General features: G+C 47.8%; 16 protein-coding genes and 1 pseudogene. 8 read left to right on the top strand and 9 right to left on the bottom strand.

Features of this window, described 5'->3' with window-relative positions; translation table 11 throughout:
• Nucleotides 1–20 precede the first annotated feature (20 nt).
• Nucleotides 21–1244 (top strand): J domain-containing protein, encoded by a 1224-nt coding sequence (locus H6F50_RS09070; protein WP_190428436.1) that lies wholly within the window; start codon nucleotides 21–23, stop codon nucleotides 1242–1244.
• A gap of 149 nt (nucleotides 1245–1393) precedes the next feature.
• Nucleotides 1394–2386 (top strand): tyrosine-type recombinase/integrase, encoded by a 993-nt coding sequence (locus tag H6F50_RS09065; protein WP_190428453.1) that lies wholly within the window; start codon nucleotides 1394–1396, stop codon nucleotides 2384–2386.
• Between the two features lie 13 nt (nucleotides 2387–2399).
• Here the strand turns inward: H6F50_RS09065 and H6F50_RS09060 are convergent, their stop codons facing one another.
• Together H6F50_RS09060 and H6F50_RS09055 are read right to left on the bottom strand one after the other, a co-directional pair.
• Nucleotides 2400–3020 (bottom strand): Uma2 family endonuclease, encoded by a 621-nt coding sequence (locus H6F50_RS09060; RefSeq protein WP_190428435.1) that lies wholly within the window; start codon nucleotides 3018–3020, stop codon nucleotides 2400–2402.
• Between the two features lie 147 nt (nucleotides 3021–3167).
• Nucleotides 3168–3488 carry a hypothetical protein gene (locus tag H6F50_RS09055; RefSeq protein ID WP_190428434.1) on the bottom strand — a complete coding sequence of 107 codons (321 nt, stop codon included), beginning with the start codon at nucleotides 3486–3488 and terminating at the stop codon, nucleotides 3168–3170.
• Between the two features lie 152 nt (nucleotides 3489–3640).
• On the opposite strand from H6F50_RS09055, the pseudogene H6F50_RS27900 reads away from it, so the two are divergent.
• Together H6F50_RS27900 and H6F50_RS09050 are read left to right on the top strand one after the other, a co-directional pair.
• Nucleotides 3641–3808 (top strand): annotated as a pseudogene (locus H6F50_RS27900) (site-specific integrase); the annotation flags it as partial.
• 73 nt (nucleotides 3809–3881) lie between these two features.
• Entirely contained in the window at nucleotides 3882–4109 is a 228-nt protein-coding gene (locus tag H6F50_RS09050; protein ID WP_190428433.1) for an EF-hand domain-containing protein, read from the top strand.
• Between the two features lie 470 nt (nucleotides 4110–4579).
• Here the strand turns inward: H6F50_RS09050 and H6F50_RS09045 are convergent, their stop codons facing one another.
• On the bottom strand, nucleotides 4580–4960 hold the full coding sequence (locus H6F50_RS09045) for a DUF6632 domain-containing protein (protein ID WP_190428432.1): 381 nt from the start codon (nucleotides 4958–4960) through the stop codon (nucleotides 4580–4582).
• Nucleotides 4961–5051: 91 nt separating this feature from the next.
• Nucleotides 5052–5189 carry a hypothetical protein gene (locus H6F50_RS09040; RefSeq protein WP_190428431.1) on the bottom strand — a complete coding sequence of 46 codons (138 nt, stop codon included), beginning with the start codon at nucleotides 5187–5189 and terminating at the stop codon, nucleotides 5052–5054.
• A gap of 169 nt (nucleotides 5190–5358) precedes the next feature.
• Between H6F50_RS09040 and H6F50_RS09035 the strand changes: the two genes are divergently transcribed.
• The 3 genes from H6F50_RS09035 (at nucleotide 5359) to H6F50_RS09025 (ending at nucleotide 7954) form a co-directional block, all read left to right on the top strand.
• The gene (locus tag H6F50_RS09035) at nucleotides 5359–5892 is read left to right on the top strand and encodes a hypothetical protein (RefSeq protein ID WP_190428430.1); all 534 of its coding nucleotides are present in this window, start codon (nucleotides 5359–5361) and stop codon (nucleotides 5890–5892) included.
• 122 nt (nucleotides 5893–6014) lie between these two features.
• Nucleotides 6015–6383 carry a hypothetical protein gene (locus tag H6F50_RS09030; protein ID WP_190428429.1) on the top strand — a complete coding sequence of 123 codons (369 nt, stop codon included), beginning with the start codon at nucleotides 6015–6017 and terminating at the stop codon, nucleotides 6381–6383.
• Nucleotides 6384–6610: 227 nt separating this feature from the next.
• The gene (locus H6F50_RS09025; protein WP_190428428.1) at nucleotides 6611–7954 is read left to right on the top strand and encodes a DUF262 domain-containing protein; all 1344 of its coding nucleotides are present in this window, start codon (nucleotides 6611–6613) and stop codon (nucleotides 7952–7954) included.
• A 99-nt stretch (nucleotides 7955–8053) separates the two neighbouring features.
• Here H6F50_RS09025 and H6F50_RS09020 read toward each other — a convergent pair whose 3' ends face one another.
• Genes H6F50_RS09020 through H6F50_RS09000 form a run of 5 tightly spaced genes read right to left on the bottom strand, consistent with a single transcriptional unit; the run spans nucleotide 8054 to nucleotide 14521 of the window.
• The gene (locus tag H6F50_RS09020) at nucleotides 8054–8638 is read right to left on the bottom strand and encodes a hypothetical protein (protein WP_190428427.1); all 585 of its coding nucleotides are present in this window, start codon (nucleotides 8636–8638) and stop codon (nucleotides 8054–8056) included.
• A gap of 2 nt (nucleotides 8639–8640) precedes the next feature.
• Nucleotides 8641–8916 carry a hypothetical protein gene (locus H6F50_RS09015; protein WP_190428426.1) on the bottom strand — a complete coding sequence of 92 codons (276 nt, stop codon included), beginning with the start codon at nucleotides 8914–8916 and terminating at the stop codon, nucleotides 8641–8643.
• A gap of 21 nt (nucleotides 8917–8937) precedes the next feature.
• Nucleotides 8938–12456 (bottom strand): plasmid replication protein, CyRepA1 family, encoded by a 3519-nt coding sequence (locus H6F50_RS09010; RefSeq protein WP_190428425.1) that lies wholly within the window; start codon nucleotides 12454–12456, stop codon nucleotides 8938–8940.
• Entirely contained in the window at nucleotides 12456–14018 is a 1563-nt protein-coding gene (locus tag H6F50_RS09005) for a DEAD/DEAH box helicase family protein (RefSeq protein WP_190428424.1), read from the bottom strand. The genes H6F50_RS09010 and H6F50_RS09005 overlap by 1 nt, the downstream gene beginning before the upstream one ends.
• The gene (locus tag H6F50_RS09000; RefSeq protein ID WP_190428423.1) at nucleotides 14015–14521 is read right to left on the bottom strand and encodes a hypothetical protein; all 507 of its coding nucleotides are present in this window, start codon (nucleotides 14519–14521) and stop codon (nucleotides 14015–14017) included. The genes H6F50_RS09005 and H6F50_RS09000 overlap by 4 nt, the downstream gene beginning before the upstream one ends.
• A 489-nt stretch (nucleotides 14522–15010) precedes the next feature.
• Between H6F50_RS09000 and H6F50_RS08990 the strand changes: the two genes are divergently transcribed.
• Entirely contained in the window at nucleotides 15011–15214 is a 204-nt protein-coding gene (locus H6F50_RS08990; RefSeq protein WP_190428421.1) for a hypothetical protein, read from the top strand.
• Nucleotides 15215–15228 lie beyond the last annotated feature (14 nt).

Here is a 15228-nt window from a genome sequence, read left to right as displayed (position 1 = left end):
CAACAAAGCTTTCAACCAAAATGAATAAACCCACTGGTGGCAGGACGAGAAAAGAGGATTACACTACTTCCGTGATGCGGGTGCCAGACCCAGTGAAGCCGAAAGTCATTGAACTCATTGAAAAATTTCATCAGACCAGACAACCCGATAAACCTGTAACAAGTAATTCCCAGTATTGGCAGATTCCAGCTTCCTTAATTCCTGAGCTGCTAGAGCTTGGCGGTGACGAACCAAGCTTCGAGACAAGTTGCGGCATTGAGAAGCAATACGTTAGGTGGTGGAAGACAGAGGGCAAAATCAAGTGGGAGAAAGAGTGGCGCGAAAACTTGGAGCGCTTCAATGCCTTAGCGGATCGAGTGAATGAATGTCTGCGGCAAGTTGACAACACCTGGACGCTGGCATTCCTTGAGGACGCTTCTGAAGCCATTCAAAAGTTATGCGAATACCGCTTGATCTACCTAGATCAACCTGCTACTGCTGCCACACCCCTAGAAGCTGTGCAATGGGTACTCGGATCTCATCTTGTTGGAGCTGATGACTTGAAATGGAAAATTGTCGATGCTTTCTGGGAAAAGCAATGGGGGATTTTGAAGGCTTTAGAGGTGGGGATTTACCCGCCGATTAACCGTCGCGAATATTGGCTGGAAAACTACGCTGAACAACTCGGCAAACCTAACGTGAATTACTGGCAGTGGCGGCAGAACCCAGAATCGCGGGAAATTGCCAACGAACTGACCCAGCTCCTACAACTGCCAGAACCCTCGGAAGATACGCGGCGAGTACTTGAGTGTTTGGCAGAAGGGAAAGATCCCTTCTACGATCCCAAGCCGAGGGAGGGGCAAATGTTTATTGGCTTTGATGTATTCCTGACCAAAGGCGCACTGGGTGACTGCAAACCCGACTTGAAGCAACGCTATCGTGAAGCCTTTAGAAAGTGGCATCAAACAGTTCTTGCCCAGTTGGGACAGGATACTTTAGAAGGAATTTACCGAGTCTGCTACGGCTGCGACTGGATTCTCATTGAATCCATCTTTGCTCCACCGTTTGTAGGGGCATGGTGGGACGTTTTACAGGTATCGCCCAGCGCCACTCTAGAAGAAGTCAAGAGCGCGTACCGGGCAGCCGCCAAGATTTGGCATACGGATGTCAACAGCAGTCCCATAGCCAAAGCTCGGATAACAGCACTCAATAAAGCCTACGAAGAGGCGAAAGCAAGTTTTACCAGTTACAAGTATCGAGTCTAGCGATCGCCCGCTCGTCTCATCGTCACCCAGTCCTGATGGTCTGGGTTGAATTTTCTCTGCCAATACAACATACCCGAACGAATGATGACCGGGTGAGGTTTAATTTTTCTCAGGTGGTATCGGAAAGTTTGATTATCAAGAGCTTATCTATGCAGAAAATCACCCCATCGCAGCACAACCTAGACCGCTTGCTTGATGCGAAAATAGGCACATCCTTCGATACCAGCGTAAACCCGGACGTGCTTGCCCAACTACTGGCTGACAAACGAAGTCTTAACACCCGTCGCGCCTATGAAAGGGACGTAGTACAGTTTTTCAAATTCATGACGGGCAAGGAAGTCACGCCAGACCTGGTACTCGAATTTCTGCATCTTGAACGTACCCAAGCCGTATCCGTGGTGCTGAAGTACAAGGCTTCATTGATCCAAAAAGGACTGAAGGAAGCGACTGTCAACCGTCGCCTCGCTGCTATCAAAAGCCTGGTATCAATGGGGCGGAAGATTGGCGTCTGCGTCTATGGTTTGGAAGATGTATCTGGCGAGAAGGTACAGAAATATCGGGATACCACTGGAATTGATGTGGATGCATTCAAGCGAGTGCTAGCAGTCTGCGATCGCTCCACTGTCCGAGGCAGCCGCGATTATGCATTGCTTAGGCTGCTCTGGGGGAATGCACTGCGGCGGAACGAGATCAGCCAATTGAATATCGGTGACTTTGACCCCGATGCCAAGACACTACGCATACTGGGCAAAGGGCAGGGAACCCAGCGTGAGGTGATTGACTTAGCGGAGGGCACGGTAGAGGCAATCGCTCAATGGATAAGCGCTAGAGGTGATGCGCTGGACGATACTCCGTTGTTTACCTCCCTGGACTATGCCAAACCAGGTCATCGGCTAACTGGTGACGGAATTAGAAAGATAGTAGTAAAGCTCTGTGGCAAGGCTGGCATTAAGAAAACAATGTCACCGCATCGCATCCGGCACAGTGCAATTACAGCAGCGCTGGACGCTACCGATGGCAATGTACGGAAAGTGCAAAAGCTTTCGCGCCATCGGCAGTTGGATACCCTAATGATTTATGACGATAACCGGGGCAAAGACCAAGCTGAGGTTTCAAGCCTACTCGATGAAATGATTTTTTAGGGAGCGAGCGCTTCTACCAGATTTGTCCCAACTTCAAAATAAAACCAGGGAGTTCCGGGGCACCACTTACAGTTTCAGGATTGTCTAGTTCTTGGACTGGGACACCAGGGCGATAGATATAAACCCTTCGATTTTGGCGATCCAAGAGCCACCCCAGTTTGACACCTTTATCTATATAATCTTGCATCTTGCTCTGTAACGGTTTTAACCCATCGCTCTTTGAGCGCAGTTCAACCACAAAGTCGGGGCTTATAGGAGCAAACTTTTCTTGTTGCTCAGGAGCTAGGGCGTTCCATCGTTCTAATTTAATCCACGAAGCGTCTGGCGAGACAGGAGGAGCGCCTGGCGAGAGTTTAAACCCCGTACTAGAGTCGAAATAAACTCCCGTTCCATCACGTTCTGCCCAAACCCCTAATTGCACAAGCAATTTAGCATTCTGGTTTCCCGTGCTTGAACCAGTTGGCGGCATAATTAGCAATTCCCCCTCAGCAGTGCGTTCGATGCGTAAGTCCCGATTGATTTGGCAAAACTCAAAGAATTGATCATCTGTCAAATCAATAACTGGACGCATCCGCACGACCAATGGGTGTGTCTCAACTTCAACTTCAGTTGTTACCTGTTGTTGGTCTAGCATATGCGCTGCCCTCTGCCCTATATATACAGATTAATTCAGACGAGCGCACTCGAAGAGAGCTTTTCTTGAGAACATCTGGCGACACATCACCCCTGAAAGGCTCCCTGTGTATTGACTGCGCGGCTTCCCCAGTTCAGGTTTGGAAGGTCAAACGATATGGAGTCTGAGCGCGATTATGCCCCCTAAGACCACCAATCCGAGTGCGCGACGGAAGTAGTTGACCCCATCAAACAACTCCTGCCATGCCCAGGTGAACAAAGCACCAAATCCCACTAAATCAAATCCTGTCTGGAGATTGCCGCTGGGCAAGACGAGTTGAAGTAGGCTTGCTCCCAACCCTACTAGAAGCGGCAGATTAGGCATCTGAGCAATGACAATCTTGCCCTCGCTGTCTCGAAAAGTGCGATCGAACAACGTGGTTCCTTGTACCTTAAGCTCTTCCGAATCGCGATTCAATTGGGACGACATCTACTCTGCCTCAATGCTACTGAACCCCTTCAGGTTAGGTCGGTTCTGCCTACTTAGTGTCTAACTCAAGTTGGAGATTGCTTTTGAGCGATCACTCGAACAGTACCGAAGGTGAAGGCTTTTGCAGGGCAAACGCGCTGGGATTAAAGAGAAAGGTTAGCCCGCACTGGTTGCGTCATGCTCATGCTTCGCATAGTCTCGACCGGGGCGCTCCGATCCATCTGGTGTAGGCGACGTTGGGGCATGAATCGGTAGCGACTACTTCCAGGTATCTACACGCACGCCCCAACGACAGCAGCAGCTTGTATCTGCCAGGGTAAGAGGTAACTTTCCTTGCATCTTTTTCAAAACTTTGGGATATTGAATTGAAAAAACTAATTCTGATAGAAACTTATGGCAACTGAGCAAGAGCTTCAATCTCTTTTTAATACCTTGGATTCCGATCAAGATGGCAAAGTATCGAGTAATGAGCTTTATTTAAGCCCTGCGTTAAATGCAGTCATTTCAGCAGAAACAGGTACTAGCCCCCAGGTACTGCTAGCGACGTATCACGATGAAGAGGGTAATATTACCTTTGAAGACTTGAAAGAAGCTGTCAAGAAAGCAGGGAATTTAGAATAAGCGCGATCTCCCAGCCAGCAGCGATTGAAGTTAAATCCCTTATCCAAGTGGATGAGTGTCTTTCCTGGTAATAGTTGCAGTAGTTCTAGGGCAGAAAGCGATCGCTGACTACCAAGGATAAGAACTTGCTTCTTATCCTTCCAATTCGCAGGGATTTAAGCACCAATTGACATTAGAGATGTAATGTCATGTTCGGGTTGGGGTTGTTGAAACATCGTTATTGAAGTGCGATCGTTGGCAATATAACATCCCTTTAGCGCCACTCAATCCTTTTAGGGGTTATCTGGATCGCTTGCTGCAATAATAACCCCGAATACATCGTCTTGGTTTCCTTCTTCATGGGTCAGGATTACCAAAAATAAACCTGGTTTTACACCCGTTGTAGATTTCTCAAACCCGCTAGTGACAATTTATAGAAAGCCATCATCACCGCTTCTGATGTCGGCTACATTTGATTGGTTGTGCCGTGCTTATTCCTGCACTGGCACCCCTTCGCGTGGCGTTAGGACACCAAGAACAATTGCCACCAAGATTAATGCTGGAACATCGCCTAAGAGATGTCCACGTTCCGCAGAATCAATTACTGCGTGGAATGCCATGATCAGCCCATGAACAACACTCGACCAGACAGTGAACCAGATTAAACTCAGATGTGCTTCGGGTTTTCGAGAAGCCCATAGTAAAAAAACACCGAGCGTCGCATAAATGCCAACGATCATCTGTTCGTATTCATATTGACCGGGAAGCCATGACCAGCCCGATGACCAGATTTTCATCAACGGATAGACAAGGAGAAAAGCAGTTCCAACAACAACAAGGGCGATTCGCAAGTACCGATGCCGCTTATCCATGACTCCAATCTCCGATTATTTTTCAGGGGAGTTTCTACTTCTATAAACTTGTCAGCGTTAATAGAGGAGCTTCTGCAAATTTCACAAAATTTTATACTTGGATTAAGTGATGAGCTTGATGGGTGCAAGTTGTATAGCTGCTACGCAGCTTGAAGGGAACGCTTTTACTCCACATCATTGCGGGAGCCATCATCACCGCCTGATTATCTTTGAAAAGACTTGTTTTCACAGGCAATTATTACCTATAACAAACAGGACTTTCACCACCGGGCTTGGAGTACGCCGACCTCCCTCCACACTCTCGACCCCGACGATCTGTGTCATAGGGGACTGGCATAGGTTTCATTCATCATCATCAACGCCATCGACACCGTATCTCAGGCGATCGCTAACTACATATGCTGCCCAACTCAATAAAAATTATCCCAGAATTTATCTGCCCCGACGAGGAAATTTTTCTAGCAAAGAAGCTTCGTCAATTCGTCGTGCAAGACGAATTCGACCCAACTGGACTTACTTATTTCTGTTTTAGAGAATTCCTCGAAACCTCCACAGAGGAAGTAGATAAGCTCCTGTTCTCCATATCCAACCGCATCAAAGACCAGGGCTACTGTCGATCCGTGCGTCGGCATTGCAGTATCGTTTTTTATTTGCCAGGGGGTGGGTGCCGTCCTCATACCGGGCGCAATTCAGTTCCGAATCTTAATCTATCCCTGCTTTCGCCTGCGGTGTTGGAATTTTCCCTTGGTGAAAGCCGGGTTCCGCTGCTCATGCAGCCCAGGCAGCTAACCGTCACTGACGGCGATGCCCTTCTGGTTTGGAAGCATGAGATTCCTTACGGGAAAGTCGATGCGATCGGCGGCGCGAAATTTCCTAGAGGCGAACGTATGGTTATCCTCTTTCGGGAAATCTCTGATGGCGAAGACATTTGATTATGAACCCGCTAGCATTGCCAAGATTTGGCTTCTCTCGACTGAGGTGCGTGATTATCTTTGAAAACTACTCTTTTTAGAGATAACTGGGAACACTAAAACTGTACTTATTAGTTTTCCTCATGTTCAGCACAAGAACTGGTTTAGCGCTGCTCCTCCTATTCCCTGCACTGCTGGGAGGTATCAAGGCTAATGCTCAGCCCATCGACGGCAACATTTGTCCTGGTGAATCGCAGGTTCACCGCATGGCAAGAAGCCGTAATTTCTTCCTGTACGTCTGCGCCGAGGAGAACCAACCCACTTACTATGTCGGCACTGCCAAGAATGGCAGCGGTACTATCATCCTTCCTCTGTCATCGGTAAAGGGCGAGGTCTACACTGCCAGGAATAAGGGACACGTCTACGTCTTAGATTTCGATCGACAACGCTTAACCATTATATTTCCTAGTGGGAGAAAAGTTGTTCAAAGTGTGGAGCAAGTGTACGATTAAAAAAATTAGGCAGATATAGAATGTGATCGCTAACCCTTCATGGTTATTTTGGAGCATTTGGCGCTAGCGATCACACCAAATTTTTATGCTTTATCATTTTGTAAACTTGCAATTAAAACGGTTTAGATTCATATTTAATTTCATATTTTATCGAGTTTACATTTTTTTATTTCCGAGTTCCAAAACTTGAGATGATTCAAAAACATTCATAGTACCCCAATTGACTGATGAATAACGAAAAACTAGAAGTAGAGTTTGAACCGGAAGATGAGCAAGATGAATCTGAGTACGAGGCAGAACTAATAAATTTTCCTGTAGAACAGCGCGGCTTACTCACTGAATCTAAAGATTTCACTACCCGCGAACTACACGACCAATTCAAAGAAGGAGATTTAATACTTAATCCGTCTTTTCAAAGACAATATGTGTTTGATGATAAGAAAGCATCTCGTCTAATCGAATCACTTTTAATGGATGTCCCATTACCAATTATTTACTTATCTCAAGAAGTAGGTACAACTAAAAATGAAGTAATTGATGGTCAGCAACGATTAACATCTTTTATGAATTTTTTCGATGGCAAATTTTCTTTAAAAGGACTAACTATATTTAAAGAACTGAACGGCAAGAAATATATAGATTTACCTAACGATATTCAATCAAAATTTCGGAAAAGTACGCTGCGCTGCATAATTATTAAACCAGGCACAAATAAAGATATTAAGTTTGATATTTTTGAACGGCTCAATTCAGGGTCTGTTCAATTAAATAGGCAAGAATTAAGAAATTGTATTTACCGAGGTAGTTATAGTGATTTATTGCGAGAATTAGCATTAGAACCACAATGGTTGAAGCTAATTGGTGCTGAAGAACCCCACAGACGTATGTTGGATTGTGAAATGATACTTCGTTTCTTTGCGTTTTATCATAGCTTATATGCTTATAAAGCACCTATGAATAACTTTTTAAACAATGAAGCTAGTGTTCGTCAAAATACTTCCAAGAAAGAGATTAAGTCTTTAAAACAAATATTTAATCAATCAGTCAAAATCAGTTGGACTGTTTTCGGAGAACAAGCTTTCAAAAAAGTAGAGTCTGGCAGTGAGAAAAAACCAAACGCAAGATTTAGCCAAAAAATAAATTTGTCTATATTTGATGTTGTAATGGTAGGTTTTACTCAGCATGATCAGAGAGAAATTATATCAAGAGCAGACGCTATAAGAAATAAACTATACGATTTAATGACTACAAATCAAGATTTTATTGAGGCTATTTTATATAAAACAAGTGAAAAAACTAAGGTACAAAAGCGATTTCGTATATGGTTAAATGCGTTGGATGAAGTAATAGGCTCACCAGAAAAAGACTTAAGATTTTTTTCTGATGCTTTCCGCCGAGAGCTTTATGAAGCTGACCAAACTTGTTCTCTATGCGGTCAAAGAATTATGTCATTGGAGGATAGCGTCGTAGACCACAAAATCCCTTATTCATTAGGTGGGTCTACAGAACCAGCCAATGGACGATTGACTCATCGATACTGTAATTTTGCACGGGGTAATCGTCCAGCCTAAATCGTTTCACCTCAGACCTAACGACAGCAGTAAATCGTATCTACCAGTGCCAGCAACGACACTCATTCACTTGGAAAAATGTCTCTGCTGACATAGGGTTCATTCATCATCAACGCCATCGATACCGTATCTCAGGCGATCACATATGAACTGGGTTATGCCAGACGAACCCATAGAAGCCGCTAACTCCCGTTGTTCTCGCTTTATTTCCTCCAGTTTTTCTATTGCATCATTCAGTTGCAGGGTAATAATCCGCTCGTATCGTCCCAATTGTTCGCCAGACAACGACAATCCAGCAGCGGATATCTCTGCATCTCCTAGCTGCTTCGCAATGCGACGGCGCTCCAATTCAGAGGCTTTCGTGGACAGCCGCTGCCTGATTTTCAAAATTGCCACGTCGCCCAGTGCCGCTTCAACACCCCAAAGGCGACGCAGCCGCAACCAGCCCATTGCGATCCGCTCAATCAATAGATGCTCGATCGGGTCATTGGGCTGATACTTTTCAACCAAACTCGCCATCATGTCATCAAACCATTGCCTATCTTCAGTAAGCAACGTGGGTGGCTTCGTCGCCAGTAACCCGTGCTTAACGCTGTTGTGCCGAGCGATCGCCTTCCCGCGCTCGGACGTTGCGCCCTGGGACTTCGCACCATTGATTCGACTTTGTTGTGCTGAGCAAGCCATTTTCAAGAAAACTCCTGACGCCTCTTCTTAAACTGTTCTATCGCTTCCTCAACTGTTGATGGCAGAGAAAAGTCACCTTTCTCGTACCGTTCGCGAGTTTCACGGTACGCCTGCTGCAATCGAGGGGGAAGATATTTTTCGTATTGGTCGAGGTGAGATTGAGGAACCGGAGGAACTTCCTCAATCTCATCGGCATGGATGCTGCACGTCTCATTCCCTGGTGCGGCATGACGCCCGCACTGCTTACCTTGTTTGTTCGTTCCCTTGCACTGAGCCATCGTCTAGCTTCCTTCTCCTTGTTAATTAATTACCGTCCACTCATACCAGTTACCAATCTCCCCAAGCGCTATATGCCAGCCCTGAGCCGTTTTCAGGAAATTGCCAGACTGGCTAACCACCCAATCAGTTGTGCCCTTCCCGAACCCCCTGACAACTCGCAGCACACGCCCAACGAGTGATTGGGTGTCGCCCGCCTCGCTCCCCTCATTAGTAGTTTGGGGAGTTTGGTATGAGTCTGTCTCTTGTGCCAGTGGTTGTGACAGTTGCTCGACGGTATCCAAAAGCTGTGTGTTAGGTGTGGTAATCGTTCCAGGCGTTTGAAATTGGATCACCCCCCCCCTAGACTCGTATATAGAAGTAGACGGGGGGGTGATCCAGTTTGGAGTGGGTTGGCTAACTTCTACCGCTTCTTCCTGCGCCGCCACTTGAGAAATCTGGTGCTGCACGTAAAGTTGGGCGTAATGCCAGCTCGTTGCTTCAATCTGGCGGTATTTGAATCGCTTCTGTCCTTCTACTCTGGTTGCCCAACGCTTCTTTAGGTCAAGCCCGATTTGTTCCATCAGCAATTCAAACACCCATCCGCCTGTTGATTGTTTGGGGTCAGTGGGAATCGTTAGGTTGAGCGCGTCTTTGACGTGAGGAGCATTGGCTCTGGCTTTTTGAGCCATTGCCCAAAAGTCTTGGGGCGTCCACTCCTCACCCAGTTTTAGAAACTTGTCTAGTCCTAAAAACTGGCGGCAGCGGCGGCGACGGGTATGAATTCTTAAATCTTGCGGACAAACACCCCGACCATGTTCTTGCTGTCGTTGGGCTGCTTTCACATCTTTAGCGATCGCCACCGATTCATCAGCGGTGAGTAAATAGAAGTTGTCTAGTTTGGCTTTATAACGCCCCCGGTCATCTTTGAGGCACATTGCCTGATAACCCCTGAGAACCGTTCCATCCTCCAACTCGTGCTGGATGGCATCAATCAGCGGCTGACCGTAGTTTTTGAGTAACCAGGTTTTCTCAACGTCCAACTTCTCTTGTGGTGTCAAAAGTTTGTTGGATTCTTCCAAGGTCTTTAGCTGCTCGTCGCTGAGGACGGTGGCACTGGCTACGGCTTGAGCGTGTGCAATCTCGATCCGCTGCCAAGATTCTTTCAGCCCTGCCTTGGTATCGTCGCCGCTCATCACGGCAATCACGGTTACATTGTTATTCTCTGCCCTGAGCCGTTCCTCTAACCGACGCCGCAAGTCTTTCATCGAAGCATTCCGGTAAGCCGAAAGCTTGCAGTAGAGGTCGAAGTGCGGGGAGTCCCACTCATCGGTAATCGGGTTGTATCCCACTCCAAACCCTAGGATGTGTTTGCAATTGGCTTGGTAATTGCGCTGGTAGTAGGCTTTTAAATCTTCGGGGAAAATCGAGCCATCCCCTACTGTAATCAGTCCTTCATTGGATGCCCAAACGATTCGCTCGACATCTTTGCGCCTGACTCTTCCTAGCGCCTGAGCTGCGTCAGCATCGGTCAGGATGCCGTTAAAGACGCCAAATACTTTTTGAAAGCGGTCGTTTTGAATGGAGATGCCGCTAACCACAGACGGGCTACAGCACAGCAATAACGTGTTTTTACTTGCCTGATTGATGTTTTTCAGATAGCCAATAATGCCAGGATCTCCGCTGGTGTCCGAGTTGATTTCCACAATCTGATTTGCACATTCAGGATGTACCCGGCGCACGTATTCAGCGATGGACTTACAACCACGCACTCCATTCTTACAATCATCAATGACAAAACAAGGTTGACCGGCTTCCAGGGCTATCAGGAGTTCGTCCACAACGGCGTCTGGGGTATCCGAATCCAAGAATGAAATCGAGTAGCCTTCCGGTTGATAGTCGTTGCGAATCACTCTTAGGGGCGTTCCTTTTGGTGCCAACTGTTCGAGGTAATCGCAAATTAGATCGTTAGCATCGGCATCCATTGCGATCGCTTTTCCACCACCGGCGATGGTCGCCCCAATCATTGCCTGGAGTGCCGTCAGAATCAACGGACGCTTCCCTCCCTTATTGCAGGTATCGCCAAACATATGCGTTAGGACGTGCAGCGCTTCATCAACAATCAGCAAGCTCTTATTTTTAAGACGGCTAGGGTTGAATTGATGAGCTGAATCTATGCAGAACCCAGCTTTTAATCCGCCCGTAATACCGCCAGTTAAGTCGCTATGCCAAGCAATCCCAATCCGTTCGCACTCTTCACGCCCAAGGGCGACACGAGCAAATAAAGCGTAAGCATCGTTGTGCAGTTGTGTTAAGGGCTTAAGGGCGTTCGTTTTGCCCGTTCCCTTAGCAGACTTCACCACGTAAACAGCACCGCCTGGAAGGTCATCTAGGTTCAAATCCGGAGTATTTACAACTCGCCACGGCACGCGGGTAAGGGCAGTGAGCTTCACCCAGTTCGCTTGTTCAATGGCGCGTTGTGCTGCTTCTTTCTCTTCCCGCTTCCGTTGTTGTTCTTGAAGGAAGATATCCCAAAGTTGCTCTGGGGAAATGAAGGCGATCGCGCTGGCATCTTCCAGTTCGTCAATGTCTAGTGAGTCTTTGGTGACTTGACCCCACCATCCCACTCTGACCTCATATCCCCAAGAGCGGCACAACTCCCAGGTCTTCCGGTACTGACCCATTACCTGGGGGTTTTGCACTGCCCCAGCGTCTGGAGAGAGGGTAATTAATTTGGTTTCTAGCTCGGCGGACAACTCCTCCAGGTACTGCCTCAGCTGCTGCTCAGAACTAGAAAAATTCCCGCCAGCCGCGCCGACAAATACTTGCTTTAATCTCTGTGCGGCGACAAAAGGTTTGAGGAAGCCTTCAGCCAGATTGATGCTCGTGCGGTCGATGTCACCCTTCCTGCCCACCGGACGGCAGCAGGTGATGGGTAACTCCCCATTTTGAAGGTGAACGGTTTTTTCTTTGAAGCTGGGCCAGCGATATTTCCCCCCTTCTTCCGGGTTATCCAGGCGATTCTGCCAGCCGATAACTCTACCTTTGGTATCCCAAATCGGGCACAAGATAGACCGGGATACAACGGCAAGGTGACGCCCTTTGAAGTCCACACCAAATAGCTTTAGACTTGCTTCCACACATTGCAAAGGCTTAATGGTACGGAACATCCCGGCGTCAATCGCCGCGTCTGTTAGTCCCCTGTCCCTGAGATTCTGGCGCTGGTCGTCGTGCAGGTAAAGCTGTTTCAGGAGCGGTCGGGTTAGGCGATCGCGCTCCTCAACGGATAGCTGCTGTTGGTTGCGTCGTGCCTCTTCTTCTTCCCGCCGCTGTCGCTTTTGTTCTACTCTTTCCTGGCGAGCTTGCCAATCTGACTCGTTCTCTCTAGCAGATTCAGCCCACATCGAGAAGCCATGAGCATCTTCTCCTACAAGCCTGTAGCCAACAGGTGATGCTTCAGAATCTCGGCAGTGAATTAAGTTGTTAGTTGTGTTCTGACGGCAATCTTTACGCGCACCGCTACAAACGGGACAGCTTCCCTTGAGGCCTTTGAAGGAGGTCATTATGCTTCACCTCCTTCTTCGTCAAAACCAAACTCAAACCGCCACTGACGCTCAGCCCAAGTTCTAGTTTTTCCCTTGTGTTGAGCGATCGCTGCCAGATAATTCCAGTAGGTCAGCCGATTGTCATCCGTGGGGTTATCCCCAAAGATGGCTGCCCGTCGCCAGTCATCCGGCGGGTAAAACTCGTATTCTTCCTTGAATCGACAACTAGCCCATTCCGGAGCGTAGTGCTTTTGAAAACCAGCTTTAATCTGCTCTCGGAAGAAGTGAAATTTGGGTTTGTCTTCCTTCCGCAGTAACCGCTCTAGTTTCTGGGTGGGTGCTACCTTCTCAGGAGCTGGAAATTCATATCCACAGCTTGGACAGCGCATCACGCTAATGTGCAGCAGCGCTTCGCACTCAGGGCAGTCTTTGACGGGAACCTCTCCCTTTTGGGCATCGCTTCCCTCTGTCAAGCTGATGCGTCGCAGGTCTTCTACAAACCCAAACCGCTTGACGTTGCCAGCTTGGTCTAACACGACGCAATCTGTCTTTTCCGACTCTGGATGAATCCGCAATCCTCTGCCGATTTGCTGGAAGTATAGCGCCTTCGATTTGGTGGGACGGCACAGTAAGACGGCTGACACACTCGGCACGTCGAAGCCTTCCTGCAACGCTTGGCAGCTGGTTACAACCAGCGTCTCACCTGTCGCCAGTCGGTCGTAGATGGGTTGCCGCTGCTTGCCGGTCATCGTGCCGTCAACGTGTTCCGCTGATACCCCGGCACGAAGGAAAGCATCGCGGATGTGCTTTGAGTGGAAGATGTTCACCGCAAAGACGATGGTTCTGCGTCCTTGGCAGAGCCTGAGCCATTCTTTGACAATGCGTTGGATGACTTCCGATGTGTCGCAGGCGATCGCTAAATCGGATTCCGAAAAATCTCCAGCAACCGTGCGAACTCCTTTGAGGTCTGCCCCTGGAATTCCGTAGTAGGCAGGTTTCACTAGGAAGCCCATGTCCATCAGTTCGCAAGGCATGGGAGCTGTCACAAGAGCGTCAAAAATATCGCCCATCCCCTGACGCTTGGACAGTCGCCAAGGCGTTGCTGTCAATCCAACATATAAGGCGCTACGACACCACTCGCCCATCATTTGACGGACGATAGTTGTCCATGCTGTTTTATGGCATTCATCAAGCAACACCACATCTGGCGGGATTTGGTTTTCTAACCCGCGCCGTGCCAAAGTTTGGGCGCTGATAATTTGCACCAATGCTTCTGGTTTTTCTGACCATCCAGCTTTAACAAAGCCGCACTCTAAGCCAAACTTCTTGAACTTGTCCCAGGTCTGGGCAATCAGAATATCCAAGTCAACAACGAACCAGACTCGCTTCCCGCGACTCGCTGCATCTGCAACAATCTGGGCGGCAAGAATGGTTTTCCCAGCCCCGGTGGGAGCGAAAGTTAAAATCTTTCTCTTGCCGCTGCGAATCAGGCTGTAGAGGTTCTGCTTGACTTGCAGTTGATAATCCCGTAGTTCTGGCGGCTTGAGTTCTGCAAAGTGTAGGGAAATTTGCTGTGTCATACCCCGCAACCCCCCTGCAAGCACTGTGCAAGATTCAGGCAGAAGAGCTGGGTTTGTTCACCGAGAAAGCCTAAGCTCTCGATGTGTTCTAGGCAATCTGTGAGCCGTCGCTCGGCGATCGCTTCCTGAAGTTGCTGCCTTAGTGATGCCTTAATGATGTCTTGGCGCTGCGATCGCTCGGCTGGAGCGTGAGGCGATCGCCTAAAGATTGAACCCTGGTGTAAATTTACGCTAGGGTACGATGAAGATCGCTTGGTTGTTGCGTGAGGCGATCGGCGTTCACCTAAATCTACTGTAATTTGGTCGGGATTATGTAATAATAATCCTAGGGAATCTCCGGTAAGCTTATCGGGATTATGGGGTAACTTATCGGGATTATGGGTAAATGGCGCAAAAGATGGATTATCTCCGGAGATTGACGTTAGAGACGGATCTTCCTCAAGGGCTAATACAAGGGAAACATCTTCTGCAAAAACTGGTGCAGATTTCGCTATGTCGGACATAGAATAATAAAACAGACCTGCGTTACGCAGGCACGATCCGCTGCAATCGACCTAAAGTTTGGCGACAGGAAGCCGATTGTAGTGGGTTAACAGCAAAAAGAATGAAACGCCAGTAGAGTCTAAGCTGCTGGCGTTTTGCTTTTGTGGCGAAGACTGGCCAACTCGTTCAGGTATCTGTCGAGGGCAGTGCGAGTAATTTCCGCCTTAGGAACTTTTAAATTATTAGAAGCTTCCTCCAAACGATCAAATTGATCAGTGGATAATCTTTGACTAAAACGAACGACTAAGTTTCTTTGTGCCATCTGAGTTCAACATGGCGGACAATATTTATTCTAATACATAAATCTGTTGTAGCGATCGCTCAGCACCTCACTGCGTCAAGTGTTGGTACAAGTCATAACACCCACTTTTTCTTCCGGACTTGGGTATCTTTTGCCGCCGTTATATTTAACTATAACGGCATAGTTGACTGATTCGTAAACTATTGAAATGCAATTGGCTGGTTTTGAATATGGTCATGTTCAAAAATCAGCTTCAACAATCTGTGCGATCACTCCTCATTCTGCCGCTGCTGTTTCTTTCGGTTCCTTTGGCTTGTTAGAGTCGAGAGGGGATATTATTCCCCGTCCCTCTCTGTTAAATCTGGGCGTGCAACTTTCATCGCACCCAGCTTCCGATATTCTCAAGGTTTAAACCCGTTGCTTCAT

The sequence above is a fragment of the Coleofasciculus sp. FACHB-712 genome (genome assembly GCF_014695635.1).
Lineage (GTDB): Bacteria > Cyanobacteriota > Cyanobacteriia > Cyanobacteriales > FACHB-T130 > FACHB-T130.
This window is presented reverse-complemented; position numbering and strand designations above follow the sequence as displayed.

Coding starts and splice junctions, on each gene's coding strand:
- H6F50_RS09070 (WP_190428436.1), top strand. CDS start 21: ATGAATAAACCCACTGGTGGCAGGACGAGAAAAGAGGATTACACTACT.
- H6F50_RS09065 (WP_190428453.1), top strand. CDS start 1,394: ATGCAGAAAATCACCCCATCGCAGCACAACCTAGACCGCTTGCTTGAT.
- H6F50_RS09060 (WP_190428435.1), bottom strand. CDS start 3,020: ATGCTAGACCAACAACAGGTAACAACTGAAGTTGAAGTTGAGACACAC.
- H6F50_RS09055 (WP_190428434.1), bottom strand. CDS start 3,488: ATGTCGTCCCAATTGAATCGCGATTCGGAAGAGCTTAAGGTACAAGGA.
- H6F50_RS09050 (WP_190428433.1), top strand. CDS start 3,882: ATGGCAACTGAGCAAGAGCTTCAATCTCTTTTTAATACCTTGGATTCC.
- H6F50_RS09045 (WP_190428432.1), bottom strand. CDS start 4,960: ATGGATAAGCGGCATCGGTACTTGCGAATCGCCCTTGTTGTTGTTGGA.
- H6F50_RS09035 (WP_190428430.1), top strand. CDS start 5,359: ATGCTGCCCAACTCAATAAAAATTATCCCAGAATTTATCTGCCCCGAC.
- H6F50_RS09030 (WP_190428429.1), top strand. CDS start 6,015: ATGTTCAGCACAAGAACTGGTTTAGCGCTGCTCCTCCTATTCCCTGCA.
- H6F50_RS09025 (WP_190428428.1), top strand. CDS start 6,611: ATGAATAACGAAAAACTAGAAGTAGAGTTTGAACCGGAAGATGAGCAA.
- H6F50_RS09020 (WP_190428427.1), bottom strand. CDS start 8,638: ATGGCTTGCTCAGCACAACAAAGTCGAATCAATGGTGCGAAGTCCCAG.
- H6F50_RS09015 (WP_190428426.1), bottom strand. CDS start 8,916: ATGGCTCAGTGCAAGGGAACGAACAAACAAGGTAAGCAGTGCGGGCGT.
- H6F50_RS09010 (WP_190428425.1), bottom strand. CDS start 12,456: ATGACCTCCTTCAAAGGCCTCAAGGGAAGCTGTCCCGTTTGTAGCGGT.
- H6F50_RS09005 (WP_190428424.1), bottom strand. CDS start 14,018: ATGACACAGCAAATTTCCCTACACTTTGCAGAACTCAAGCCGCCAGAA.
- H6F50_RS09000 (WP_190428423.1), bottom strand. CDS start 14,521: ATGTCCGACATAGCGAAATCTGCACCAGTTTTTGCAGAAGATGTTTCC.
- H6F50_RS08990 (WP_190428421.1), top strand. CDS start 15,011: ATGCAATTGGCTGGTTTTGAATATGGTCATGTTCAAAAATCAGCTTCA.